General features: G+C 73.8%; 19 protein-coding genes and 1 pseudogene. 4 read left to right on the top strand and 16 right to left on the bottom strand.

Translation table 11 applies throughout. From position 1 onward, the window contains the following. Positions 1–185 precede the first annotated feature (185 nt). The 8 genes and pseudogenes from ABT048_RS37295 to ABT048_RS37260 form a co-directional block, all read right to left on the bottom strand. Positions 186–497 (bottom strand): DUF6087 family protein, encoded by a 312-nt coding sequence (locus ABT048_RS37295; RefSeq protein WP_350526064.1) that lies wholly within the window; start codon positions 495–497, stop codon positions 186–188. 137 nt (positions 498–634) lie between these two features. Continuing rightward, positions 635–2,795, bottom strand: a pseudogene (helR, locus tag ABT048_RS37290) (RNA polymerase recycling motor ATPase HelR). 205 nt (positions 2,796–3,000) lie between these two features. Further along, positions 3,001–3,711, bottom strand: coding sequence for a DUF6099 family protein (locus ABT048_RS37285; protein ID WP_350526063.1), 711 nt, complete (start codon positions 3,709–3,711; stop codon positions 3,001–3,003). Positions 3,712–3,865: 154 nt separating this feature from the next. Beyond that, positions 3,866–4,255, bottom strand: a complete 390-nt coding sequence (locus ABT048_RS37280) for a nucleotide pyrophosphohydrolase (protein ID WP_350526062.1) — start codon at positions 4,253–4,255, stop codon at positions 3,866–3,868. Then, entirely contained in the window at positions 4,252–5,649 is a 1,398-nt protein-coding gene (locus ABT048_RS37275; protein ID WP_350526061.1) for an AAA family ATPase, read from the bottom strand. Before ABT048_RS37275 ends, ABT048_RS37280 begins: the two co-directional genes overlap by 4 nt. A gap of 316 nt (positions 5,650–5,965) precedes the next feature. Then, on the bottom strand, positions 5,966–6,805 hold the full coding sequence (locus tag ABT048_RS37270; RefSeq protein WP_350526060.1) for a putative RNA methyltransferase: 840 nt from the start codon (positions 6,803–6,805) through the stop codon (positions 5,966–5,968). Between the two features lie 167 nt (positions 6,806–6,972). Continuing rightward, a complete protein-coding gene (locus ABT048_RS37265; protein WP_350526059.1) occupies positions 6,973–7,863 on the bottom strand; it encodes an ATP-grasp domain-containing protein in 891 nt (296 codons plus the stop codon). Next, on the bottom strand, positions 7,860–8,777 hold the full coding sequence (locus ABT048_RS37260) for an ATP-grasp domain-containing protein (protein WP_350526058.1): 918 nt from the start codon (positions 8,775–8,777) through the stop codon (positions 7,860–7,862). Before ABT048_RS37260 ends, ABT048_RS37265 begins: the two co-directional genes overlap by 4 nt. Positions 8,778–9,006: 229 nt before the next feature. Between ABT048_RS37260 and ABT048_RS37255 the strand changes: the two genes are divergently transcribed. Further along, a complete protein-coding gene (locus ABT048_RS37255) occupies positions 9,007–9,873 on the top strand; it encodes a GNAT family N-acetyltransferase (protein WP_502894117.1) in 867 nt (288 codons plus the stop codon). Positions 9,874–9,975: 102 nt separating this feature from the next. On the opposite strand, the gene ABT048_RS37250 is transcribed toward ABT048_RS37255, so the two are convergent. Continuing rightward, the gene (locus tag ABT048_RS37250; protein WP_350526056.1) at positions 9,976–10,404 is read right to left on the bottom strand and encodes a fic family toxin-antitoxin system, toxin component; all 429 of its coding nucleotides are present in this window, start codon (positions 10,402–10,404) and stop codon (positions 9,976–9,978) included. Continuing rightward, positions 10,401–10,637 carry a toxin-antitoxin system HicB family antitoxin gene (locus ABT048_RS37245; RefSeq protein ID WP_350526055.1) on the bottom strand — a complete coding sequence of 79 codons (237 nt, stop codon included), beginning with the start codon at positions 10,635–10,637 and terminating at the stop codon, positions 10,401–10,403. The genes ABT048_RS37250 and ABT048_RS37245 overlap by 4 nt, the downstream gene beginning before the upstream one ends. A gap of 372 nt (positions 10,638–11,009) precedes the next feature. Between ABT048_RS37245 and ABT048_RS37240 the strand changes: the two genes are divergently transcribed. Further along, positions 11,010–11,207 carry a hypothetical protein gene (locus tag ABT048_RS37240; protein WP_350526054.1) on the top strand — a complete coding sequence of 66 codons (198 nt, stop codon included), beginning with the start codon at positions 11,010–11,012 and terminating at the stop codon, positions 11,205–11,207. Between the two features lie 199 nt (positions 11,208–11,406). On the opposite strand, the gene ABT048_RS37235 is transcribed toward ABT048_RS37240, so the two are convergent. After that, positions 11,407–12,756 carry a class I SAM-dependent RNA methyltransferase gene (locus ABT048_RS37235; RefSeq protein WP_350526085.1) on the bottom strand — a complete coding sequence of 450 codons (1,350 nt, stop codon included), beginning with the start codon at positions 12,754–12,756 and terminating at the stop codon, positions 11,407–11,409. A gap of 365 nt (positions 12,757–13,121) precedes the next feature. Next, entirely contained in the window at positions 13,122–15,197 is a 2,076-nt protein-coding gene (locus ABT048_RS37230) for an APC family permease (protein WP_350526084.1), read from the bottom strand. Positions 15,198–15,444: 247 nt separating this feature from the next. Between ABT048_RS37230 and ABT048_RS37225 the strand changes: the two genes are divergently transcribed. Together ABT048_RS37225 and ABT048_RS37220 are read left to right on the top strand one after the other, a co-directional pair. Then, complete coding sequence (locus tag ABT048_RS37225; protein ID WP_350526053.1) at positions 15,445–16,113, top strand: potassium channel family protein; 669 nt, start codon at positions 15,445–15,447, stop codon at positions 16,111–16,113. Further along, positions 16,113–16,784 carry a potassium channel family protein gene (locus ABT048_RS37220; protein ID WP_350526052.1) on the top strand — a complete coding sequence of 224 codons (672 nt, stop codon included), beginning with the start codon at positions 16,113–16,115 and terminating at the stop codon, positions 16,782–16,784. Before ABT048_RS37225 ends, ABT048_RS37220 begins: the two co-directional genes overlap by 1 nt. A 66-nt stretch (positions 16,785–16,850) precedes the next feature. Here ABT048_RS37220 and ABT048_RS37215 read toward each other — a convergent pair whose 3' ends face one another. The 4 genes from ABT048_RS37215 to ABT048_RS37200 all read right to left on the bottom strand — a co-directional run bounded on the left by ABT048_RS37215 (position 16,851) and on the right by ABT048_RS37200 (position 21,466). Beyond that, entirely contained in the window at positions 16,851–17,600 is a 750-nt protein-coding gene (locus ABT048_RS37215; protein ID WP_350526051.1) for a DUF3159 domain-containing protein, read from the bottom strand. Between the two features lie 2 nt (positions 17,601–17,602). Next, entirely contained in the window at positions 17,603–18,010 is a 408-nt protein-coding gene (locus ABT048_RS37210; protein WP_350526050.1) for an OB-fold nucleic acid binding domain-containing protein, read from the bottom strand. A gap of 65 nt (positions 18,011–18,075) precedes the next feature. Continuing rightward, positions 18,076–18,756, bottom strand: coding sequence for a response regulator (locus tag ABT048_RS37205; RefSeq protein WP_049657530.1), 681 nt, complete (start codon positions 18,754–18,756; stop codon positions 18,076–18,078). Between the two features lie 112 nt (positions 18,757–18,868). Then, entirely contained in the window at positions 18,869–21,466 is a 2,598-nt protein-coding gene (locus ABT048_RS37200; protein ID WP_350526049.1) for an ATP-binding protein, read from the bottom strand. Positions 21,467–21,799 lie beyond the last annotated feature (333 nt).

The following is a 21,799-nucleotide window of genomic DNA, read 5'->3' as shown; positions in this document are numbered from 1 at the left end:
CGGTCGCCGCCATCCCCCGCCCCGCCACCGGGGCCGGCATTAACGCGCACCGGCCCCCCCACACCGGCCCGGCGGCCCGCCCCCGGGGGGGCCCGGCGCGGGGCGCCGCCGCACCCCGCTCGCGTTTCCGGGGGTCCGGCGGGGTTGCCCGGGGCTCCGACGGGGTCAGCGCGTCCGGTGGCGCCTCACACCCCGCGGGGCTTGCGGTGCCGCCCCGGCGCCTTCTCCGGCCGCTGCGCCCGGTGGGCGAGGTGCACCCGGCCGTCGCCGTCGATCCCGTGCAGGATCCGCTGGGCGGCGGCGTAGTCCTCGGCCACCGTCTCCGGCAGCCACTGGTACCCGTCCCAGCGCACGATCAGCCTCGGCTCGCGCGGTGCCACGTGGGCGCCCCGCGAGCGCTCGTCCACGAGCCGTACGGCCCGCAACTGACCGACCGGCCGCAGTCGTTGCTCCCGCCTGGCCGCCCATGACGCCAGCGGTTCCTCCTCCTCGTCCATCGCCCCAGTCTGGCCTCCGGGTGCCGTCGGCCGACAGCCGTGTCACTCGACCGGGCGACGGGCGTTCCGGCCCCTCGTCTCCCTTCGTTCCTCCGGCCTCCCTTCCTGACCCTTCCGTCACTCCGGCCCCTCCGGTCTCATGAACTCCTGAGGATCACCAGCCGCTGGGTCGCCCGGGTCATCGCGACGTAGCGGTCGACGGCTCCCTCGACTCCCCCGCCGAACGCCTCCGGGTCGACGAGGACGACCAGGTCGAACTCCAGCCCCTTCGACAGCTCCGGGGTCAACGACCGGACCCTGGGCCGGGCCCGGAAGTCCGGTGCGCCGATCACGCAGGCGACCCCCTCCGCGCGCTCCGCGAGCCAGCCGTCCAGGACCGCGTCCAGCTCCGCCACCGACCCGTGCGTGACGGGAATGCCGCTGCTGCGGACGGAGGTCGGCACGTTGGCGTCCGGCAGCGCGGCCCGGATGGCGGGCTCGGCTTCGGCCATGACCTCCTCCGGTGTCCGGTAGTTGATGCTCAGCGAGGCGACGGTGGTGCGGTCGAGCCCGATCCGCTCCAGCCGTTTCCTGCCAGGACTCCGCGAAGCCGTGCCTGGCCTGCGCGCGGTCCCCGACGATGGTGAAGCTCCGGGACGGGCAGCGCAGGAGCAGCATCTGCCACTGCGCGTCGGTCAGTTCCTGGGCCTCGTCGACGACGATGTGCGCGAACGGACCGGCCAGCGGCTCCGGGTCGGCGGCGGGCAGGGCGGTCTCGTCGACCAGGGTGTCCTGGAGGTCCCGTCCGCGCAGCATCGTCACCGCGCCCTCGCCGTCGTCGTCGGCCTGGAGCAGGTCACCGATGACATCGGCCATGCGGGCGCGTTCGGCGGCGACCGCGGCCTCGCGCCGGCGCTGCCGCCGGCCCGCCTCCGGATCGCCGAGCCGGTGCCGGGCGGCGTCCAGGAGCGGGAGGTCCGACAGCGTCCAGGCCTGGGGCGCGTCCTTGCGCCGCAGCTTGCGGACCTCCTCCGGGTCGAGCCAGGGCGCGCACATCCGCAGGTAGGCGGGCACCGACCAGAGGTCGCCGACCAGGTCGGCCGCTTCGAGCAGCGGCCACGCGCGGTTGAGGGTCTCCACCAGTTCGCGGTCCTGCCGCAGCGACCGGCGGAACTGCTCGGGCGACACCTCCTCCTCGTCCGCGTCCAGCTTGTCCAGCAGGATCGCGGCGAGCTCGTCCCAGATCTGCTCGCGCGCCTCGTTGTGCGGGGTGCCCGGCTCCGGCGCGTCGAACGCGTCCGCCCAGTCCTGGGCGCTCAGCCAGAGCTCGGACCAGTGGGTGGTGACCGCCATCCCCTCGGCGGGCGGCTCCTCGTAGAACCGGACGGCCTTCTCGATCGCCTGCACCATGTCGACCGAGGACTTCAGCCGGGCCACCTCCGGATCGGCCTCGGCCCCGGCCGTCGCCCCCTCGGCGACGAGGTCCCGCACGGTGCAGGTCTGCACGCCCTCCTCGCCGAGGCTCGGCAGGACGTCCGCGACGTAGGACAGGTAGGGCTGGTGCGGGCCGACGAACAGCACACCGCCGCGCCGGTGGCCGAGCCGCGGGTCGGAGTAGAGCAGGTAGGCGGAGCGGTGCAGTGCGACGACGGTCTTCCCGGTGCCCGGGCCGCCGTCGACCACGAGGGCACCGCGGGAGCCGGCCCGGATGATGGCGTCCTGGTCGGCCTGGATGGTGGCCAGCACGTCCCGCATCCGGGCCGAACGGTTGCCGCCCAGGCTCGCGATGAACGCGGACTGGTCGTCCAGCGCGGCGTGCCCCTCCAGGGCCTCGACGGTGAACACCTCGTCCCAGTAGTCGCTGATCCGGCCGCCGGTCCAGCGGTACCTGCGGCGGCTCGCCAGCCCCATCGGGTCGGCGTGGGTCGCCGCGAAGAACGGTTCGGCCGCGGGCGAGCGCCAGTCGACCAGCAGCCGGCGTCCCTCGCTGTCGGTGAGGCCGAGCCGCCCGATGTACACCGGCTCGGGGTCGTCCGCGCCGACGACGTGCCCCAGGCACAGGTCCAGACCGAAGCGGCGCAGCGCGCGCAGCCGACCGGTCAGCTTGTGGACCTCGACGTCCCGGTCCATCGCCTCCCGGCCGAGGCCGCCCGGCGCCCGGCGCAGGGTGTCGAGGCGGTCGGACAGCTCGGCGATCGCCTGCTCCAGGCTCTGCGCGACGGCCGCGAAGTGCCGCTCGTCGCCTCCGATCAGCGCCGGGTCGGCCTTGGCGGCGAGACGGTCGGGGAGGTCGAAAGCGCTGGTGGTGAGGGGGGTCATGGCATCAGCTCCGATCTGAGGCCTGCGATTGTGCGCCACCACGGGGGCCTTGCCGCAAGACCCCCGGTGCGCTATATGTTGAGAGTGGCAAGGGGTGGGTTCTCCCCCTGGCGCCTCTTCCGATCCTCCTTCCGCCGTCTCGGACGGCACCCCTTTCCGCTGCTCCGGGCAGCGTCCTCCGGCACCCCTGTGCCGACCCCGGCTTCTACCCGACCGGCACGGACACCTCCGGGACCCCGGCGGCGCCGGGCGCCCGGTAGCCGGCCGTCCGTGCCGGCCCCGTCGGCCCGCCCTTGCTCCCGCCCTCGCCCGGCGAGCCGACGTCGTCCGGCGGACCGAGGTCGTCCGGCGGGTCGGCACGCTCCGGTACGCCTCCGCCGCCCGGCGGGTCGAGCCGGACGAGTAACGGCGAAGCGCAGTCGGCGCGTTCGGGCACGGCCCCGCCGAGCGCCGTGCACGTCGACCCCTCGGCCCGGCCCGCCGCCTCCAGCAGCCGCCCGGCCAGGTCCTTGCACTCCGACACCGCGTCGACCCCGTCGATGCACGTCCAGTAGAGGCCCTCGGTGTCGGCCCCGCAGGCCAGCACCACGAGCGTCTCCCCGACCTCGTGCAGCAGCCTGTCCAGCGCCCCCAAGGCCGTTGCCGACTCCCCGAGTTCGGTGAGCCGCGCCGCCCGGCCGCCGCTCACCAGGGCGGCCCGGACGACCGAGCGGTCCAGACAGACCGCCGCGTGCGCCCCGGCCTCGGAGAGCTGCCGGCCCAGGCCGGTCAGCTCCTCGTCCTCCGACTCCGCCAGCCGGGCACCCACCGCCTCGGTCAGCAGCGCGGCCTGCCGCGCCTCGGCCAGTACATCCGGTACGTGCCTGGCCTCGGCCAGGGCGTGCCGGGCCGTCCTGATCAGTCGCAGCGCCTCCATGGCCACCGCTCCTCTCGCTCGCTGTCGCCGTCGACCGGGCCGCCGAGCGGGCGGCCGGATGGTCACGGCGACAGCGTGCGAGGAGGGGCGCGGGCTCGCATCCGCCTTGTCGGAAGCTGTGGAAAACTCCCGGGTTGTGGATGACTTCCGTCCCTCACAAGGGTTGGTCGTCCACCTCCGGGTTGACGTCGGCCGATCCGTCCGGCACCGGGAAGCGGTGTTCGTTGCGCTCGATCTTGGCCGCGAGGGCCGCCAGCGGATCCACCCCGACCGCCGTGCAGAACTGCAGCAGGTACGCCAGCACGTCCGCGACCTCGTCGCGGACCCGGTGCGCGCGCTCCGGCTCCGACATCACCTCGGCGGCCTGCTCGGGCGTCAACCACTGGAAGATCTCCAGCAGTTCGCCCGCCTCCACGCTCAGCGCCGCCGCCAGGTTCTTCGGCGTGTGGAAGGGTTCCCACCGCCGGGCCGCCGCGAAGTCCACCAGCCGTGCCTGCAGGGCTTCCAGGGTCGGCTGCCCCGGTCCCGTCACTCGTTCGTTCACCCCTCCAGGTCTACCCCATCGCCGCCCGCCGCCGACCCGGCCCCGTCCGCACCCGGCCGTTCCCCCTCCGCGACCCCGTCGGCCGCCTCCCCGCGTCCGCCCTGGACGGGCACCCGGGCCCCCTCCGGCCGCAGGACGGTGAACCCGGAGTCCGGATCCCGCCGGCACTCGACCACCGCCACCGCGCCCGGCCGCACCTCCCCGGAGCGCGCGTCCCCGGAGCCTGTGTCCCCCGAACGCACCTCGCCCGGCCTCGCCCCGCCCGCTCCGCCCAGCGCCTCCCGCACCGCCGCCGGCTCCTGCAGCGCGGCCAGCACCCGCAGCTGGCTGCGCTCCGCCATGTCCCGCGCCAGCCGCAGCAGCGAGGCGGCCTGCTCGGTGGAGAGCCCCGCCCCCAGGTCCTCGGCCAGCACGGTCAGCTGCCGGTGCGCCCACGGCACCTCGGCGGCCACGTCGAGGTCGAGCACCCCCGCCCCGGTCAGCAGCACCGCGGCGAAGGCGAGGTGGCGCAGCATGCCGTCGGAGGCCTGATCCGCCCCGGTCCGCCCGAGGACGCCCTCGTCGAAGACGGCCAGGACGCGCCGCACGCCTTCGTCGCTCTCGCGCTCGGCCACCGTGAGCCCGAGCAGCGGGTGCGGCGCGGCGGACTGCACCACGCGCAGCAACTGCCCGTACCGGCGCGGGCACTCGTTGCCCAGCCGGGCGATGACGGCGGAGATGTTCGCGGCGTTGCCGCGCAGCCGGGCCTGCGGGTCGGCCCGGGCCCAGCCCCGCATCAGCGCGGGGACGGGGTGCAGCGGGAACACCTCGCGCAGCGCGGTGAGCAGGTCCTCGGCGGCCGCCAGGACGAGGCACTCGCCGGCGGACGAGCCCGCGACCCGCAGCGGCAGCTGTGCGGTGATCATGGTGCCGCTGGGGAAGGGCGCCCGGATGTCGCCCTGCCGGGTGTCGTTGTGCCAGCAGACGTTGACCCGCCGGTGGCGGACGTCCTGCTCGCCGGTGTCCACGAGCGTGCGGCCGTCGAGGGTGAGCGATTCCCGGGCGATCCGGACCGGACCGTCGGTGCGGATCACCACGTCGAGCCGGATCCGGCCGTGCGGTGACCGGACGGTGCAGCCGAGGATGATCGCGTCCCGCCCGTGCGGGACGCAGCCGTCCAGGCCGCCCCGGACGGGCAGGGCGAGCGGACCGGTACGGTCGGGCAGCCCGTCCAGCGAGTCGGCGATCTCCTCGCCGAGCGCGAGCCGGGACAGCACCGCCAGCGCGTCGAGGGCGTTGGACTTGCCGACCCCGGCGGGCCCGTGCAGCACGGTGAGGGGCGCGAGGGGCAGGACCGCGCGCCGGTAGGACTTGAACGAGGTGAGCCGGAGCTCCTCGACGGTGGGGCGTGGCACGGGTGAGCGGTCGGGCCCCGGGGCGTCCGGTCGAACGGGGGCCGGCCCGGCGGGCCTGGTGGCGTCGCGGTTCACCCGTCGGACGTTAGCCTCAGGCCGACCGGCAGAAACGTGCCTGCTCAGCAGATTCATCCCAACGTGGCGCCTCACCCCGACGCGATGACCGCGCGTCCCGTCCGCGCCGCGCCTGGCCTCGCCTCGGAGCGCAGCGCCGCGCCTCGCCTCGGAGCACCTCGCCCCGCCTCGCCTCGGAGCGCCCAGGAGCGTTCCGAGCCCCGAGAGGCTCGGAGCGGCCCGGGGGCGCGCGCCGCAGCGCTCAGCGCCGGTAGGCGGCCACCGTCACCGAGGCGGTCACCTCGACCGGGTCCGGCAGCGCCGTCAGCGCGGCACCGAGCCGCTCCGGATCGGCGTGCCAGGCGCTGGGCCCCATGCCGACGACGGTGCGCACGTCCTGGGGGTCGAGCCGCAGCGTGAACTCGACCTCCCGCCGCCCCGCCGGCGTCAGGTACGGCCCGAGCTTCTCGTCGATCCGCCGCTGCTTCTCCTCGTCCACCGACAGCAGCCCCAGCGCGTCCACGAGTTCGCCCAGGTGGCGGGCGGTGGGCGAGACCAGCAGCAGCGTGCCGCCGGGACGCAGCACCCGGCGGATCTCCGGCCCATTGCGCGGGGCGAAGACGTTGAGCATGAGCTCGGCGGAGGCGTCGCGCAGCGGCAGCGGGCGCCAGGCGTCGCAGACGACGGCGCCGATCCGTGGGTGCGCCTTGGCGGCGCGGCGCAGCGCGTACTTGGAGATGTCGAGGGCGGCGCCGACCCGGTCGGGCAGGGCGTCGAGGACGTGGGCCAGGTAGTGCCCGGTGCCGGCGCCGAGGTCGGCGACCAGCCCGTCGGGCTCGTCGGCGGGTGCCGCGGCGGCGGCCTCGGCCAGGGCGTCCGCGATGGGCCGGTAGTGCCCGGCCGCGAGGAAGTCCGCACGGGCGGCGACCATCTCGGCGGTGTCCCCGGTGCCGGTGTGGGCGTCGCCGGCGAGGAGGCTGACGTAGCCCTGCTTGGCGAGGTCGAAGCTGTGCCCGGCGGGGCAGCGCAGGCTGCGGTCGTGCCGGGTGAGGGGCTGCGCGCAGAGGGGGCAGGCCAGGTAGCGCTCGATGTCCTGCAGCAACGTTCCGTCTTCTCTCGCCGTACGCCCCGGCGGGTCGGGGCGCCAGCCAGCCTAACGACCCGGGCCGCCCACCGCCCCGGGCCGACCGCGCGCGAAGCGGCCCGGCACCTGGCCCGAAGCCCCGCCCCGCCCCGCCTTCCGCACGCCCCGCCCACCTCCCGTGCCGCCTACCGCCTCTGTCCCTGCCCCTGCCCCTGCCCCGCCAGTGGCCGCGCCCGCTCGGCCGCGACCCGCAGCGCGAGCGCGGCGAGCGCCTCGGGCGCGCCGGGCCTGCCCCGGACCCCCGGGAAGGCGTTGACGTCCACGATGACGGGCTCGGCGGGCCCGTCGAGCAGGTCGACCCCGTACACGTCGAGCCCGAACACCTCACCCACCCGCAGCGCGAGCGCGGCCCGCTCGGCGGGCGGTTCCCAGTCCGCGGCCTGCCCCGGCTCCCCCGACCCGGAGGCGAGCTCGGACCGTCGCCGGGCGGCGAACACCTGCCCGTCGATCACCCACAGCTTCTGGTCCCACCCCGTCCCGGGGACGAACGGCTGGGTGACGACGGGCTCGTCGGCCCAACGCTCGGCGAGCTCGCGGAGCCGGGCCGGGCCGTCGACCCGCGCGACCAGGTCGTGCCGTCGGCTGTGCCGGCTCTTGAGCACGAACGGGTAGGCGGGTGCGGCGAGTTCGCCCAGCAGTCCGCCGGCGGCCGTCGCCGCGAACGGCAGTCCGGCGGCCCGCGCGAGGCCGGCCATCCGCACCCGGTCCTGGCAGAGTTCCGTCGCCGCCGCCGAGTTGACCACCGGCGCGCCCCGGCGCTCCAACGCGCCGGCCAGCGCCAGCGCTCGGGGCGTACGGGCCTTGAGCAGGTAGACGTCGGCGAGCTCCCCGGCCGGCACGAGCCCCTCCGCGGGCGCGGCCTCCCCCGCCGGCCCAAGCCCCTCCGCCTCCGCGGCCTCCCTCGTCGGCCCGGCGGGCGGAACGGCCACCACCTCGTGGCCCCGCTCCACCAGCAGCGCGGCCGTGGCCGCCAGCACCGGGTGCCCCGGATCCCCGGCGATCAGCCCGATCCTCACAGCAAGTCCCCTTCACCGAAGCCCAGTTGGCCCAGTTGCCCGTACGGCGCACCGCCCGCCGACACCAGCGCGGCCGCGGGCCCGCCGGGCACCGAGACGGCCGTCCCGCTGCGTGCGAGCCGCAGCACCGCTTGGGCGACCCGTGCCACGGCGTCCGGCACCTGCCGGAAGCTCGGGAAGTCGTTGATGTCGACCACCACCGGCCCGTCCGGCCCGAGCAGCACGTCGACCCCGTACAGGTCCAGCCCGAAGACCTCGCCGACCTGCGCCACGATCCGCGCGACGCTCCCCGGCAGCGGCACCTGCCGCTCCCGCACGCCCTGCCCGGGGTGCAGCGGGGAGGAACGTTCCGTCGCGAAGAGCTCGCCGTCGACGCAGTACACCTTGAGGTCGGTGCCGGAGTTCGGCACGTACGGCTGCGCGATCAGCAGCCCCTCCCCGACCAGCTCCGGCCCGACCTCCAGCAGGTGGTCGGGGCTGTGCACCAGCCGGACGGCACGCCCGGAGCTACCGTCCGCGGGCTTGACCACCAGCGGGTACTCGGCGGCCGGGATCTCCGCGAGTCGCTCCCACCGCGCGGCGGCGTACGTCATCGGAACCGGCAGCCCGCGGGTGCTGCCGATCACCGCGGCGAGCGCCTTGTCCCGGACACCGCGGATCGAGCGCACGTCGTTCACCGTGGTGAGGCCGACGGCTGCGGCCGCCTCCAGCAGGGTCAGCCCGGGGCCGCCGGAGACGGTCTTGAGCACCCAGGCGTCGTGGCTGCCGGCCCGGACGGCCTCGGAGATCGCCAGCAGCGAGTCCCCGGGGCGCAGCACGTCCACCCGGTGCCCCCACGCGGTGAGCTGACGCGCCACGTCGAGCGGCATGCCGTCGTGCCGGTAGTGTTCCTCCACCAGAAAGCAGAGCCTCATGGGCCTGTCTTCCCCCTTGCCTCGCCGAGTGCAGACGTCCGCCGTCCCCCTCGGCAGAGCTGTAAAAGCATCAGCATGCACGCTGTGTGCGCACAAGATCGCTGCGGACCGGTAAGCGTTCGGCAACAATCGCCGTCCGGGGCGCGACGCACGACCCCCGCCGGCCGGACCGGCACGCCGCGGAGCACGCCGCAAAACCGGTGGCAGGCGCGCCCGGGCCCCTGCTTGGATGCACGCCGTGACTCCTGCCGATCAAGCTCCCGACCGCCCGCTGCTCGACGAGATCGAGCGCTACTACGACGCCGCGCCGCGCAGCTCCGCCCGAGCCGAGGACTTCGGCCCGCTGACCCTCTTCGTCCGCGCGGCGGACACCGGCTGGCACTACTACGCCCGCCCGACGCTCGGCCACGACGGCCCGGCCGCCACCGCCGAGGACGTCCGCCGGGTGCTGGAGCGGCAGCGCGAGCTGGGCGCGCCGGAGGCCTTCGAGTGGGTGGCGGAGCGGAACCCCGCCCTGCGCGCGGCCGTCGAGGCGGCGGGTCTGACGGTGCACGAGCACCCGCTGCTGGTGCTGGGTCCGCAGGACGAGTCGGTTGCGGCACCGATCACGGCGGAGCGGACCGAGGTGCGGGTGCTGGCCGCGGACGCGCCCGAGCTGGCGCAGGCGGTGGCCGTCCCGCACGTGGCCTTCGGCGCCCCGGGTACCGCCATCGGCGCGGCCGGCGCGGACGAACTGGCGGCGAGCACGGCCACGTTGACGGCCGACGGCGGGGTGGCGCGGATCGCGCAGCGGATCTCCGACGGCGTCACCGTGCAGGCCGCCGCATTGGAGGACGGAACCGTCCTGTGCTCCGGCCAGTACAACCCGGTGGGCCCGGTCGGCGAGGTGGTCGGCGTGGGCACCCTGCCCTCCGCCCGTCGGCGCGGCCTGGGGCTCGCGGTCACGGCGGCCCTGGTCGCGCATGCCCGGACCAACGGCGTACGGACGGTTTTCCTGTCCGCCTCCGACGAGGACGTCGCCCGGATCTACCGCCGGGCCGGCTTCCGCCCGTTCGCGACGGCCCTGATCGCGGAGGCAGCGTCACCCCGGGCCTGAGGACCACGGCCGTGCCGCGGGGCGCAGCGAACACGCCCCCCGGCACGGCACGTGGGGACGGCCGGGAACAGGACGCGGACGGCGGGACGGCGCGGACGGCGGTCAGTCGTCGTCCTCGTCCTCCTCGTCCGTACCGCTGACGCCCTCCCCCTCGGCCTCGTCGACCACCCACGCCGCCAGCCGCTCGGAGACGCCGGACACCCCGAGCCGCCCCTCGCGGATGGCCCGGGAGAGGCTGCGCACCTCGCGGGCGGTGGTGGCGATGGTGCAGCCGCTGGCGACGAGGTAGGCGTACGCGACGGCGGTCGCGAAGAGCTCGTTGGTCTTCTCCAGGGCCGGCACCCGGATCAGCTGGTGCATCAGTGCGGCGGCACGGTCCTGCGGTTCGGGGTAGACCGCGATGTCGAATATCTCGGCCTGGTGCCGGGTGACGGCCGCGAGCAGCGAGCCGTAGTCGGTGACCTGCGGATCACCGGGCGTGTACTGCTCGGCGGTCATGAGCAGCCACGAGAGGTCGACCTCCAGGTTCAACGGCGCACGTCCTGGAGGTCGCCCGGCTCCCCGAACTCGGCGAGGAACGCGGTCTCGTACTCCTTCATGAACTGCGCCGCCGCGTCGACGAAGGCGCGTCCGGACTCGCCCATGTCCTGCTGGACCAGGCGCTCGATGTACTGGTTCATGCTGATCCCCTGCTGCTCCGCCCGTTCCCGGGCCATCTCCGCGGTCGTGGCGTCCACGCGGACGTTCAGCTGCTTCTTGGCCATGCCCTTCAAGCTAGCGCCGAAGTGCTAGCACAACAAGGGCGCACGCCCACCGCCCGCACACCTGCCGCACGCCCCCTCGCAACCTCCCAGTCACCGAAACCTTCACCGAAACCTTCACCGAAGCCGTCACCGGAACCTTCACCGGCACCGTCGTCCGAGCCGCGGCCGGAGCCGCCCCGCGACCGTGCGTGGCCGCCCCGCGGTCGTCCGTGGCCGTCCGTGGCCGCGGGGGGACCGCCCATCTTCCATACCCGCCCACCGCCGCCCCACCCCCGGCAGGACGAGCGAGACTTGAAGAGTCCTTCACCATCCGGGACTCTGATCTCCCCTGAGCGTTCCACTGAGCGGCACCGACCGGTGTGGAGGCCGGCAATGACAGCCATGTTCGACCAGGAGCTGCGCGAGCAGCTCGCCCAGGCCCGACGGGACCTCGCGGCGGCGCGGGCCGAAGGGGACGCCGACGGCGTCCAGGCGTACGAGGGCCGGATCGCCTCGCTCCTCCGGCTCGCCTCCCAGCACGGCATCCACCTCCCGCACAGCGTGGACGAGGAGGAGCACAACGAGCCCTGACCGCCCCGTCCCGCGACCACAACCCGCCTGACCCGCCCCAGCCCGGCCCGACCCACGGCCGGCCGGTCCCGACCCGTCCCGACCTGACCGGGCCCGACCAGTGACCACGACCGCCCCACCCCGCCCGGCAACGACGAGGAGGCGGCACCCGCCGAGCGGGCACCGCCTCCTGGGTCCGACCGGTCACCGGTCGAACGGGTCACTCCCCGGTCGGCTCCAGGATCGCCACGCACTCGAAGTGGTGGGTCATCGGGAACAGGTCGAAGGCCCGCAGCGACACCGGACGGTAGCCGCCCTCGCGGAAGAACTTCAGGTCGCGGGCGAGCGCCGCCGGGTCGCAGGCCACGTACGCGATCCGGCGCGCCTCCAGGCCGACCAGGTGCGCGACGGTCTCCCGCCCGGCGCCCGAGCGCGGCGGGTCCAGGACGATCAGGTCGGTCGCCGTGATGCCGGTGCGCGGCAGCAGCGTCTCGACCCGGTCGCACTCGATCCGCACGTTGTCCAGCGCGGCCAGGTTGTGCCGGGCGTCGATCACGGCCTGCTTGGCGGACTCGATGCCGAGCACCGCGCCCTCCTCGCCGACCCGGTCGGCCAGCGCACCCGCGAACAGGCCGACGCCGCAGTACAGGTCGAGCGCGTTCTCGCCCCACTGCGGGTCCAGGCCGTCCAGCACCGCGTCGACCAGGGTGTCCGGCGCCTCCGGGTGGATCTGCCAGAAACCGCCGTTGCTGACCCGCCACGTCCGCCCGGCCGCCCGCTCGCGCACGAAGCTGCGCCCGTGCACCTTGTGCACGTCGCCCTGGTCGTCGATCCGGGCGATCGACACCGGCTTGTCCAGCTCGACCAGCGGCAGCTGGGCGCCGTCGCGCGGGGTCAGCACCACCTGGCGGTCCGAGGAACCGGTCGCGGCGATCACCTCGACGTTCGCCACGCCCGGCCAGTCGCGGGACTCGATGCCCAGCTCGCTGACGCCCTCGGCGGCGATCAGGCAGCGGTCCACCGGCTGCACCTCGTGCGAGCGGTGCTTGCGCAGGCCGACCTTCCCGGTCTCCGGGTCCACCGCGTACTGGACCCGGGTGCGCCAGGCCGGCACCTGTCCGGCCGGGAGCTTGCCGCCGACCGGCTCGACGCTGCCGTCCCAGCCCGCCTCGGCCGGGGTGAGCCCGGCCAGCTTGGCCAGCTGCTCGGTCAGCACCGACGCCTTGAGCTTGCGCTGCCCACCGGGGGTCACGTGCTGCCAGTCGCAGCCGCCGCACTTGCCGGGGCCGGAGAACGGGCAGGGCGCCTCGATCCGGTCCTTGGCGGGCTCCAGGACCTCCACCGCGTCGGCCCGCAGGAACCGCGAGGTGGTGGTGCCGTCGGTCACCTGCACGACGACCTTCTCGCCGGGCAGCGCGTGCCGCACGAACAGCACCCGGCCCTCGTGCCGGGCCACGCAGTGGCCGCCGCCGTGCGCGACCGGGCCGACCTCGACCTCGTACCGCTGTCCGGCCAGCGGCTCCCCGGTCGGCGCCTCGGGCCGCGGCGCCCGCGCGGCGGCGGTGCGCAGCGCCTTGGGCGGCCGCACCGCCTGCTTGCGCGGCGCCTTCCGAGCGGCACCGGCGGCACCGCCCGCAGCGGCACCGGCGGCACCCTTCCCGGCGCCCTTGCCACCCTGGCCCTTGCCGGCGCCCTTCTCGGCAGCGCCCTTCCCCGCGCCCTTCCCCGCCGTGTCCCGGCCCGGCTTCCGGTCCTCCGACGGCACCTGCTCCCCCGGGACGATCGGCGCGGTGCGCGCGGTCAGGCCGTCACGGTCGGTGGCCTCCGGACGGGACGGCCGGCCCCAGCGCGGCCGGGCGACCTGCCCGGGCTGGGAGCCGCCCCGGCGGGAGCCCTTGCCGGAGGAGCCCGAGGAGCGGGGCGGAGTGTTGCGGGTCACTGGGAGGAGTCCTTGCTGAGCTCGGAGGAGTCACCGGCACTCGCACCGGTGGAGACGGAATCCTTCGACTTTACGGCCTTCGGCGCCCGAGGCTCGCCACGCCGGACGGCGCCCGGCGCCGACCAGGCCTTCTGCGGCTTGCGCCGCTCGGAGGATTCCAGCTGCCAGGGCACCGAGGTGACCATCACACCGGGCTTGAACAGCAGGCGCCCCTTGAGCCGCAGCGCGCTCTGGTTGTGCAGCAGGTGCTCGTACCAGTGGCCGACCACGTACTCGGGGATGTAGACCGCGACCACGTCGCGCGGGCTGCTGCGCCGCAGGTTCTTCACGTAGTCCAGGACCGGTCCGGTGATCTCGCGGAACGGCGAGTCCAGCACCTTGAGCGGCACGTCGATGCCGCGCTCGTCCCACTCCTGCCGCAGCGCCGCGGTGTCGGCCGGGTCCACGTTGACCGTGACGGCCTCCAGGGTGTGGGCGCGGGCCAGCTGGGCGTACGCGAGGGCCCGCAGCGCCGGCTTGTGCAGCTTGGAGACCAGCACGATGGCGTGCACCCGGGTGGGCAGCACCACGTCGTCGGGCTCCTCCGCGGCGATGAGCTCCTCGGAGACCCGGTCGTAGTGGCGCCGGATGCCCTTCATCATCACGAACAGCACGACCATCGCCGCGATCGCGATCCAGGCGTGGCCGATCTTGGTGACCAGGACGACGATCAGCACGGCCATGGTCATCACCAGGCCGAAGGCGTTGATCGCCCGGCTGCGCTGCATGCGGCGGCGCTCGGCCGGGTCGGTCTCGGTGCGCAGCAGCCGCGTCCAGTGCCGGATCATCCCGGACTGGCTCATGTTGAACGACACGAACACACCGACGATGTAGAGCTGGATCAGCCGGTTCGGGTCGGCGTCGAACGCGAAGACGAACAGGATCGCCGCGATCGCCAGCAGGATGATGCCGTTGGAGAAGGCCAGCCGGTCGCCGCGGGTGTGCAGCTGGCGGGGCAGGTAGCGGTCCTGGGCCAGGATCGAGCCGAGCACCGGGAAGCCGTTGAAGGCGGTGTTGGCGGCCAGGACCAGGATCAGGCCGGTCACGGCGGCGACGAAGTAGAAGCCGGGCGTGAAGTTGCTGAACACGGCCTCGCTGATCTGGGCGAGCGCGGTCTTCTGGTGGTAGTCGGCGGACGCGCCGCCGAGCTGCTCCGCCGGGTTCTCGGCCATCTGGACGCCGGTCAGGCGGGCCAGCCAGATGATGCCCATGAACATCACCACGGCGATGCTCGCCATCATCAGCAGCGTGGTCGCGGCGTTCTTGCTCTTGGGCTTGCGGAAGGCCGGCACGCCGTTGGAGATCGCCTCCACACCGGTGAGCGCGGCACAGCCGGAGGAGAACGACTTCAGCAGCAGGAACACCAGGGCGAATCCGGCCACCGACTCGTTGCCGGGGGTGGGGGTGAGGGTGAAACCGGCGCTCTCGGCGGGCATGTCCTGGCCCAGCACGAAGTGCCGGAAGAACCCGAAGCCGACCATGCCTATGACGCCGATCATGAAGGCGTAGGTGGGAATGGCGAAGGCGGTTCCGGATTCGCGCACACCGCGCAGGTTCATGCCCATCAGCACGACGACCACGATCACCGACAGCGTCAGTTCGTGGCCCCGCAGCGCGGGGACGGCGGACACGACGTTGGCGACGCCCGAGGTGGTGGACACGGCCACGGTGAGCACGTAGTCGACCATCAGCGCGCTGGCGACGACCAGACCGGCGGCCGGCCCGTGGTTGACGGTCGCGACCTCGTAGTCACCGCCACCACTGGGGTAGGCGTGCACGTTCTGCCGGTACGAGGCGACCACGGCGAGCATCACGATCGCCACGACGACGCCGATCTGCCAGGAGAAGTGGATCGCCGAGACGCCCGCGACGGAGAGGGTGAGCAGGATCTCCTCGGGGGCGTACGCGACCGAGGAGAGCGCGTCCGAGGCGAAAACGGGTAGCGCGATCCGCTTCGGTAGCAGCGTTTCACCGAGCTTGTCGCTGCGCAGCGCGCGCCCGATCAGGATGCGTTTCGGGAGGTCTTTCGGCATAGGCACGTTAAGGAATCGTAGGGGCTCCCCGGTCAAGGCTCCGCCGTTTGTCCCCCCCTTCGTCGCGACTGCGTTCTACGGACCGGCTAGCGTGTCGGATACGAGTCGGTGGGCAACACTCGGGTTGTGAGGTGTTGCCGGGGCCGGCGCCCCACGAGAACGCTCGCCCCGGACGACCGGGCGGGAAAGGGAGATGAACGGTGTTTGCGCAGGTCAGTACCCCGACGGAACGGGTGAGGTAGCGCCGGTGCACATCGTCATCATGGGCTGCGGCCGCGTGGGCTCGGCCCTCGCGAGAGCGCTGGAGAAACAGGGCCACTCGGTGGCCGTGGTCGACCAGGACCCGACCGCCTTCCGCCGACTGGGCGCCGGGTTCAACGGGCGCCGGGTCACCGGTGTCGGCTTCGACCAGGACACCCTGCGCGAGGCGGGCATCGAGGAGGCCGGCGCGTTCGCCGCGGTCTCCAGCGGCGACAACTCCAACATCATCGCCGCGCGGGTGGCCCGGGAGAACTTCGGCGTCGAGAACGTCGCCGCCCGGATCTACGACCCCCGCCGCGCCGAGGTGTACCAGCGCCTGGGCATCCCGACCGTGGCGACGGTCCGCTGGACCGCCGACCAGATGCTGCGCCGGCTGCTGCCGAGCGGCGCCGAGCCGCTGTGGCAGGACCCGAGCGGCGGCGTGCAGCTGGCCGAGGTCGCGTACGACCCGCGCTGGATCGGCCACCGGTTCGGCGAGCTGGAGGAGGCCTCCGGCGCCCGGGTGGCGTTCGTCACCCGACTCGGCGAGGGCATCCTGCCCACGCCGCAGATGGTGGTGCAGGAGGGCGACCTGGTGCAGGTGATGCTGCGCCGGGCCGACCTGACGGCCGTCGAGGCCGCGTTCGCGCAGGGGCCGAAGGAGGAGGGTCACTGATGCGGGTCGCCATTGCCGGGGCCGGTGCCGTGGGCCGCTCGATCGCGGGCGAGCTGCTGGAGAACGGCCACGAGGTCCTGCTGATAGACAAGAACCCGAACTCCATCTCGGTGGAGCGGGTGCCGATGGCGGAGTGGCTGCTGGCCGACGCCTGCGAGATCACCTCGCTGGACGAGGCCGCCCTGCAGCGCTGCCACGTGGTGATCGCCGCGACCGGCGACGACAAGGTCAACCTGGTCGTCTCGCTGCTCGCCAAGACCGAGTACGCGGTGCCGCGGGTGGTCGCCCGGGTGAACAACCCCAAGAACGAGTGGCTCTTCAACGAGTCCTGGGGCGTGGACGTGGCCGTGTCCACGCCGCGTCTGATGTCCGCCCTGGTCGAGGAGGCCGTCAGCGTCGGCGACCTGGTCCGCCTGATGCGCTTCAGCCAGGGCAACGCCAACCTGGTCGAGCTGACCCTGGCCTCCGACACCGAGCTGGTCGGCACCCGGGTCGGCGACGTGGCCTGGCCGCCGGACACCGCGCTGGTGACGATCATCCGCGAGGGCCGGGTGCTGGTGCCGGGCAAGGACGACACCCTGGAGGGTGGCGACGAGCTGCTCTTCGTCGCCGCGCAGGAGCGCGAGGAGGAGCTGGAGGAGCTGCTGTCGGCCACCACCGGCGCCCAGTGACGACGGAACCACGGCCGAGGGCCCGCACCCGGATGGGTGCGGGCCCTCGGCCGTGTGCGGAGGCGGCTACTTCGCCGACTCCTCCTCCTCGTCGTCGTCCAGCTGCGCCTTGATCGGCGGCGGCGCCTTCAGCAGGATCTGCCAGGTGACGTACATCGCCAGCAGCATCGGCGGGATGCCCAGGGCGACCTTCAGCCAGCCCAGCAGGTTGACGTTGTGGGTGAAGTACAGCGGGAAGAGGATCACCGGCTTGAGGCCCATGATCACCACCCAGGCCCAGGTCGCCCTGGTGTAGGCGGCGAGCCGGCCCGGGTTCTCCTTGCGCCAGGTGAACATCTCGCCGGTGATCGGGCCGAGCATCACACCGATCATCGGCCAGCGCACCAGCGCGGAGGTCGCCAGGGCGATGCAGTAGCCGACGTTCCAGAGCAGGCCGGGCAGGTAGAAGTCCTCGGCCCGGCCGCTCTTCATCGAGATCCAGGCGCCGAGCGCGACGCCGAACACCCCGCTGAAGGCGTGCTGGATGGTCTCCCGCTTCGCCAGCCGGGCCACCACGAACAGCGCGCTCAGGCCGAGCGCGGCCCACGCCGAGGTGCTGACCTGGTGGGTGAGGTTGTACGTGACGATGAAGACCAGGCCGGGCAGCGTCATGTCGATCATGCCGCGCACGCCGCCGAAGGCCTTCAGGACGGTGTCGGCGGCCTCCTTGGAGGCGGCCTGACGGGCGGCCTCCTCGGCCTTGCGGGCGGCGTCCCGGGCCGCCGCGTCGTGGGACAGGTCGAGCTGGGCGGCATCGCCGCCGGGCTGGTTGCTCACGCTCATTCGCTCCCGTGTCCGACCGGACGCAGCTCGTAGCGGGGGTTGAACAGCACGCGGCGCCCGCGCGCGTGACCGATCCGGCCGCTGGCGACCAGCCTGCGGCCGGGCTCTATGCCCGCGATCGAGCGACGGCCGAGCCAGACCACGTCCAGGGCCTCGGTGCCGTCGAAGAGTTCGGCCTCCAGGGCCGGCACCCCGGCCCGCGGGCGCAGCGTCACCGTGCGCAGCGTGCCCGCGACGGTGACCAGGGCGCGGTCCGCGCAGCCGGCGATCGGCGTGCACCCCGACTCCGCGGCGCTCTCCTGGCGCAGGTCCTCGGCCTCCAGCTCCTCGGTCGAGGAGGTCAGCCGGCTGAGCATGCGGCGGAACCGCCCCTGCGGCTGGCCGCTGCTGTTGTCACCACTCATGTCGGAAGGGTACCGGTTTCCGGGCCCCCGGCGGCAGGTCGTTCAGCCGCCGGGGGCAACGGCGGTCAGCTCTCGAACCGGTATCCCATTCCCGGTTCGGTGATGAAGTGGCGCGGGTGCGAGGGGTCGCGCTCCAGCTTCCGACGCAGCTGGGCGAGGTAGACCCGCAGGTAGTTGGTCTCGGTGCGGTAGGCGGGGCCCCACACCTCCTGGAGCAGCTGGGTCTGGCTGACCAGTCGCCCGGCGTTGCGGACGAGCACCTCCAACAGGTGCCACTCGGTCGGGGTGAGCCGCACGTCCGCGCCGTCCCGGTTGACCTTCTTGGCGGCGAGGTCGACGGTGAAGCTCTCGGTGACGACCAGCGAGTCCGCCTCCCCGGCCACCGGCTCGGCCCGCCGCACCGCGGCCCGCATCCGGGCGAGCAGCTCGTCCATGCCGAACGGCTTGGTGACGTAGTCGTCGGCACCGGCGTCCAGGGCCTCGACCTTCTCGTCCGAGGCGTGCCGGGCCGACAGCACGATGATCGGCACCCGGGTCCAGCCGCGCAGGCCCCGGATCACCTCGACCCCGTCCATGTCGGGCAGGCCCAGGTCGAGGACGACCACGTCCGGGTGGCGGGCCGCGGCCAGCTCCAGGGCGCTCGCGCCGTCGTGGGCCGCGTCCACCTCGTACTTGCGGGCCTTGAGGTTGATCACCAGCGCGCGGACGATCTGCGGTTCGTCGTCCACGACGAGGACCCGGGTCATTTACGGGCTCCGCCTTTCAGGGCTGTCGGACTTGGGGCTGTCGGACTTGGGGGCTGTGGAACTGGCGTGCGGCTACTTCGTGCGGCACGGGCGGCGGGCGGGCCGCCGGCTCTCATGTGATCAGCTCCGAGAGCGGACCGCTCCCGTCGCCGTGCGGCTCACCCGGCTCCTCCGGCTCCGGCGGCCGTTCGACGGCCGGCAGGCTGACCACCATGGTGAGTCCGCCGCCCGGGGTGTCCTCGGCGGTGACGCTACCGTCCATCGCCTCGACGAAACCGCGCGCCACCGCGAGCCCGAGGCCCACCCCGGCGCCGCGCGGCGCGTCCCCGTAGCGCTGGAACGGCGCGAAGATCTTCTCCTTCGCGTCCTCGGGCACGCCCGGCCCGCGGTCGACGATCCGCAGCTCGACCCGGCCCGGCATCCCCGGCTGCTCCAGCGCGTCGGCCTTGACCAGCACCTTGACGCCGTCCGGGCTGTACTTGACGGCGTTCTCCACCAGGTTGGCCAGCGAGCGCTCCAGCAGCCCGCCGTCGGCCCGGATCATCGGCAGCGTCTCCGGGACGTCCAGGCGGACGGACTCCGGCGGCACCCCGCCGAGCGCGAACGGCACCACCTCGTCCAGGTCGGTCTCCTGGATCAGCGGGGTGACCGTCCCGGTCTGCAGCCGGCTCATGTCGAGCAGGTTGTTGATCAGGTGGTCCAGCCGGTCGGCCCCGGCCTCGATCCCGGCGAGCAGTTCGGCCTCGTCCTCCGGGTCCCAGTCGACGTCCGCCGCACGCAACGAACTCACCGAGGCCTTGATCCCCGCCAACGGGGTGCGCAGGTCGTGCGAGACGGCGGCCAGCAGGGCGGTCCGGATCCGGTTGCCCTCGGCCTCCCGGCGGGCCGAGGCGGCCTCCCTGGCCAGTCGGCGGCGCTCCAGCACCACCGCGGCCTGCGCGGCGAAGGCCCCGAGCAGCCGCCGGTCCGCACCGGGCAGCACCCGGCCGCGCAGCACCAGCGCCAGGCTGTCGCCGACCGGGACGTCCACGTCGGCCTCCTCCGGCCGCTCCGGCGGCCGCGGCCCGGCAGTGGCCACCGGCACCCAGGGGCCGAGCGGATCCGGACGCTCCAGCAGCGCGGCGCTCTCCTGCCCGAAGGTCTCCCGGACCTGCTCCATCAGCGCGGTCAGGACCCCGTCCCCGTTCGGCGCGCCCCGCAGCACCGTGCCGGCCAGCGCGCTGAGCGTCTGCGCCTCGGTCTGGCTGCGGGCCGCCTGGTGCGTCCGCCGGGCCGCCAGGTCCACCACGGACGCCACCGAGATGCCGACGATGGTGAATATGGCCACCGCCATGATGTTCTGCGGCTCGTTGATCGTGAAGGTGTGCAGCGGCGGCGTGAAGTAGTAGTTCAGCACCGAGGAGCCGACCAGCGCCGAACCGACCGCCGGCAGCAGCCCGCCGACCAGCGCCGCGCACACGGTCAGCGACAGGAACAGCAGCATGTCGGTGGAGAGCCCCAGGCCGCCGATCGCCGTCAGCACGATCGCCAGCACCGGCGGACCGGCCAGGCCGATCAGCCAGCCGGCGACGGTGCGGGTCCGGCCCAGGTCGGTGGTCCGGCGGACGGGAATCCTGCCGCGTCCGTGCCCGGCGTGCTCGTGGGTGACCATGTGGACGTCGATGTCCCCGGCCTCCCGGGTCACCGTGGTGCCGACGCCCGGCCCGTACAGGTACTGCCAGCCGGGCCGGCGGCTGGTGCCCAGCACGATCTGGGTGGCGTTCACACCGCGGGCGAAGTCCAGCAGCCCGCCGGCCGGGTCGTCGCCCAGCACGGCGTGGAACGAGCCGCCGAGGCTCTCCACCAGCGCCCGCTGCTCGATCAGCGTCTGCGGCGAGCCGGGGCCGACCAGGCCGTCCGAACGGGATATGTGCACGGCGAGCAGCTCACCGCCGGAGACCCGGGCCGCGATCCGGGCCGCCCGACGGATCAGCGTCGCCCCCTCGGGCCCGCCGGTCAGGCCGACCACGATCCGCTCCCGGGCCTGCCAGGTGCCCTCGATGCCCTGCTCGGCCCGGTACTTCTGCAGGTACTCGTCCACCCGGTCGGCGGTCCAGAGCAGCGCCAGCTCGCGCAGCGCGGTCAGGTTGCCCGGGCGGAAGTAGTTGGCGAGCGCGGCATCGATCTTCTCCGGCGCGTACACGTTCCCGTGCGCCAGCCGTCGCCGCAGCGCCTGCGGGGACATGTCGACGAGCTCGATCTGATCGGCCCGCCGGACCACCTCGTCCGGGACGGTCTCGCGCTGACGCACCCCGGTGATGCCGGCCACGGCATCGCCCAGCGACTCCAGGTGCTGCACGTTGACGGTGGAGATCACGTCGATCCCGGCCGCCAGCAGCTCCTCGACGTCCTGCCAGCGCTTCTCGTTGCGGCAGCCGGGGACGTTGGTGTGAGCCAGCTCGTCCACCAGCGCCACCTGCGGACGGCGGGCGAGGACGGCATCCAGGTCCATCTCGGAGAACCTCGCGCCGCGGTGCACCACCTGCTGCCGCAGCACGACTTCCAGCCCGGCGACCATGTCCGCGGTACGCCGGCGGCCGTGGTCCTCGACGAACGCCACCACGACGTCCGTGCCGCGTTCGTGCCGCCGGTGCGCCTCGGCGAGCATGGCGTACGTCTTGCCGACCCCGGGGGCCGCCCCGAGGTAGATGCGCAGCCTGCCTCGTCCCATGAGCACCATTCTTGATCCGGCCATGCCCGGGAGCCACCCCCGGACACCTGTTCCCCCTCCCTTCGAGACTACGGCGTGAGCAGCGATTTTCCGCTGATCAGTCCACCGATCGGGCGGTTTTAGCGACATATTGACGGTGGACCAGCCACTCGGCGGGGGTCACTCGGAGGTCACATGGGGTTCGCACGGGGTCACTCGACAGGGAGCCGGCCGGCTTCCGGGGAACGATCCGGGAAAGCACGCCGGGAGAAAGTCCCGGGAAACGCGAAGAACCCCCATCCGGAATCCGGATGGGGGTTCTTCAGCAATGATTGTTCGGCGGCGTCCTACTCT

Origin of the sequence: Kitasatospora sp. NPDC096140 (assembly GCF_040303045.1) — a bacterium.
Lineage (GTDB): Bacteria > Actinomycetota > Actinomycetes > Streptomycetales > Streptomycetaceae > Kitasatospora.
This window is presented reverse-complemented; position numbering and strand designations above follow the sequence as displayed.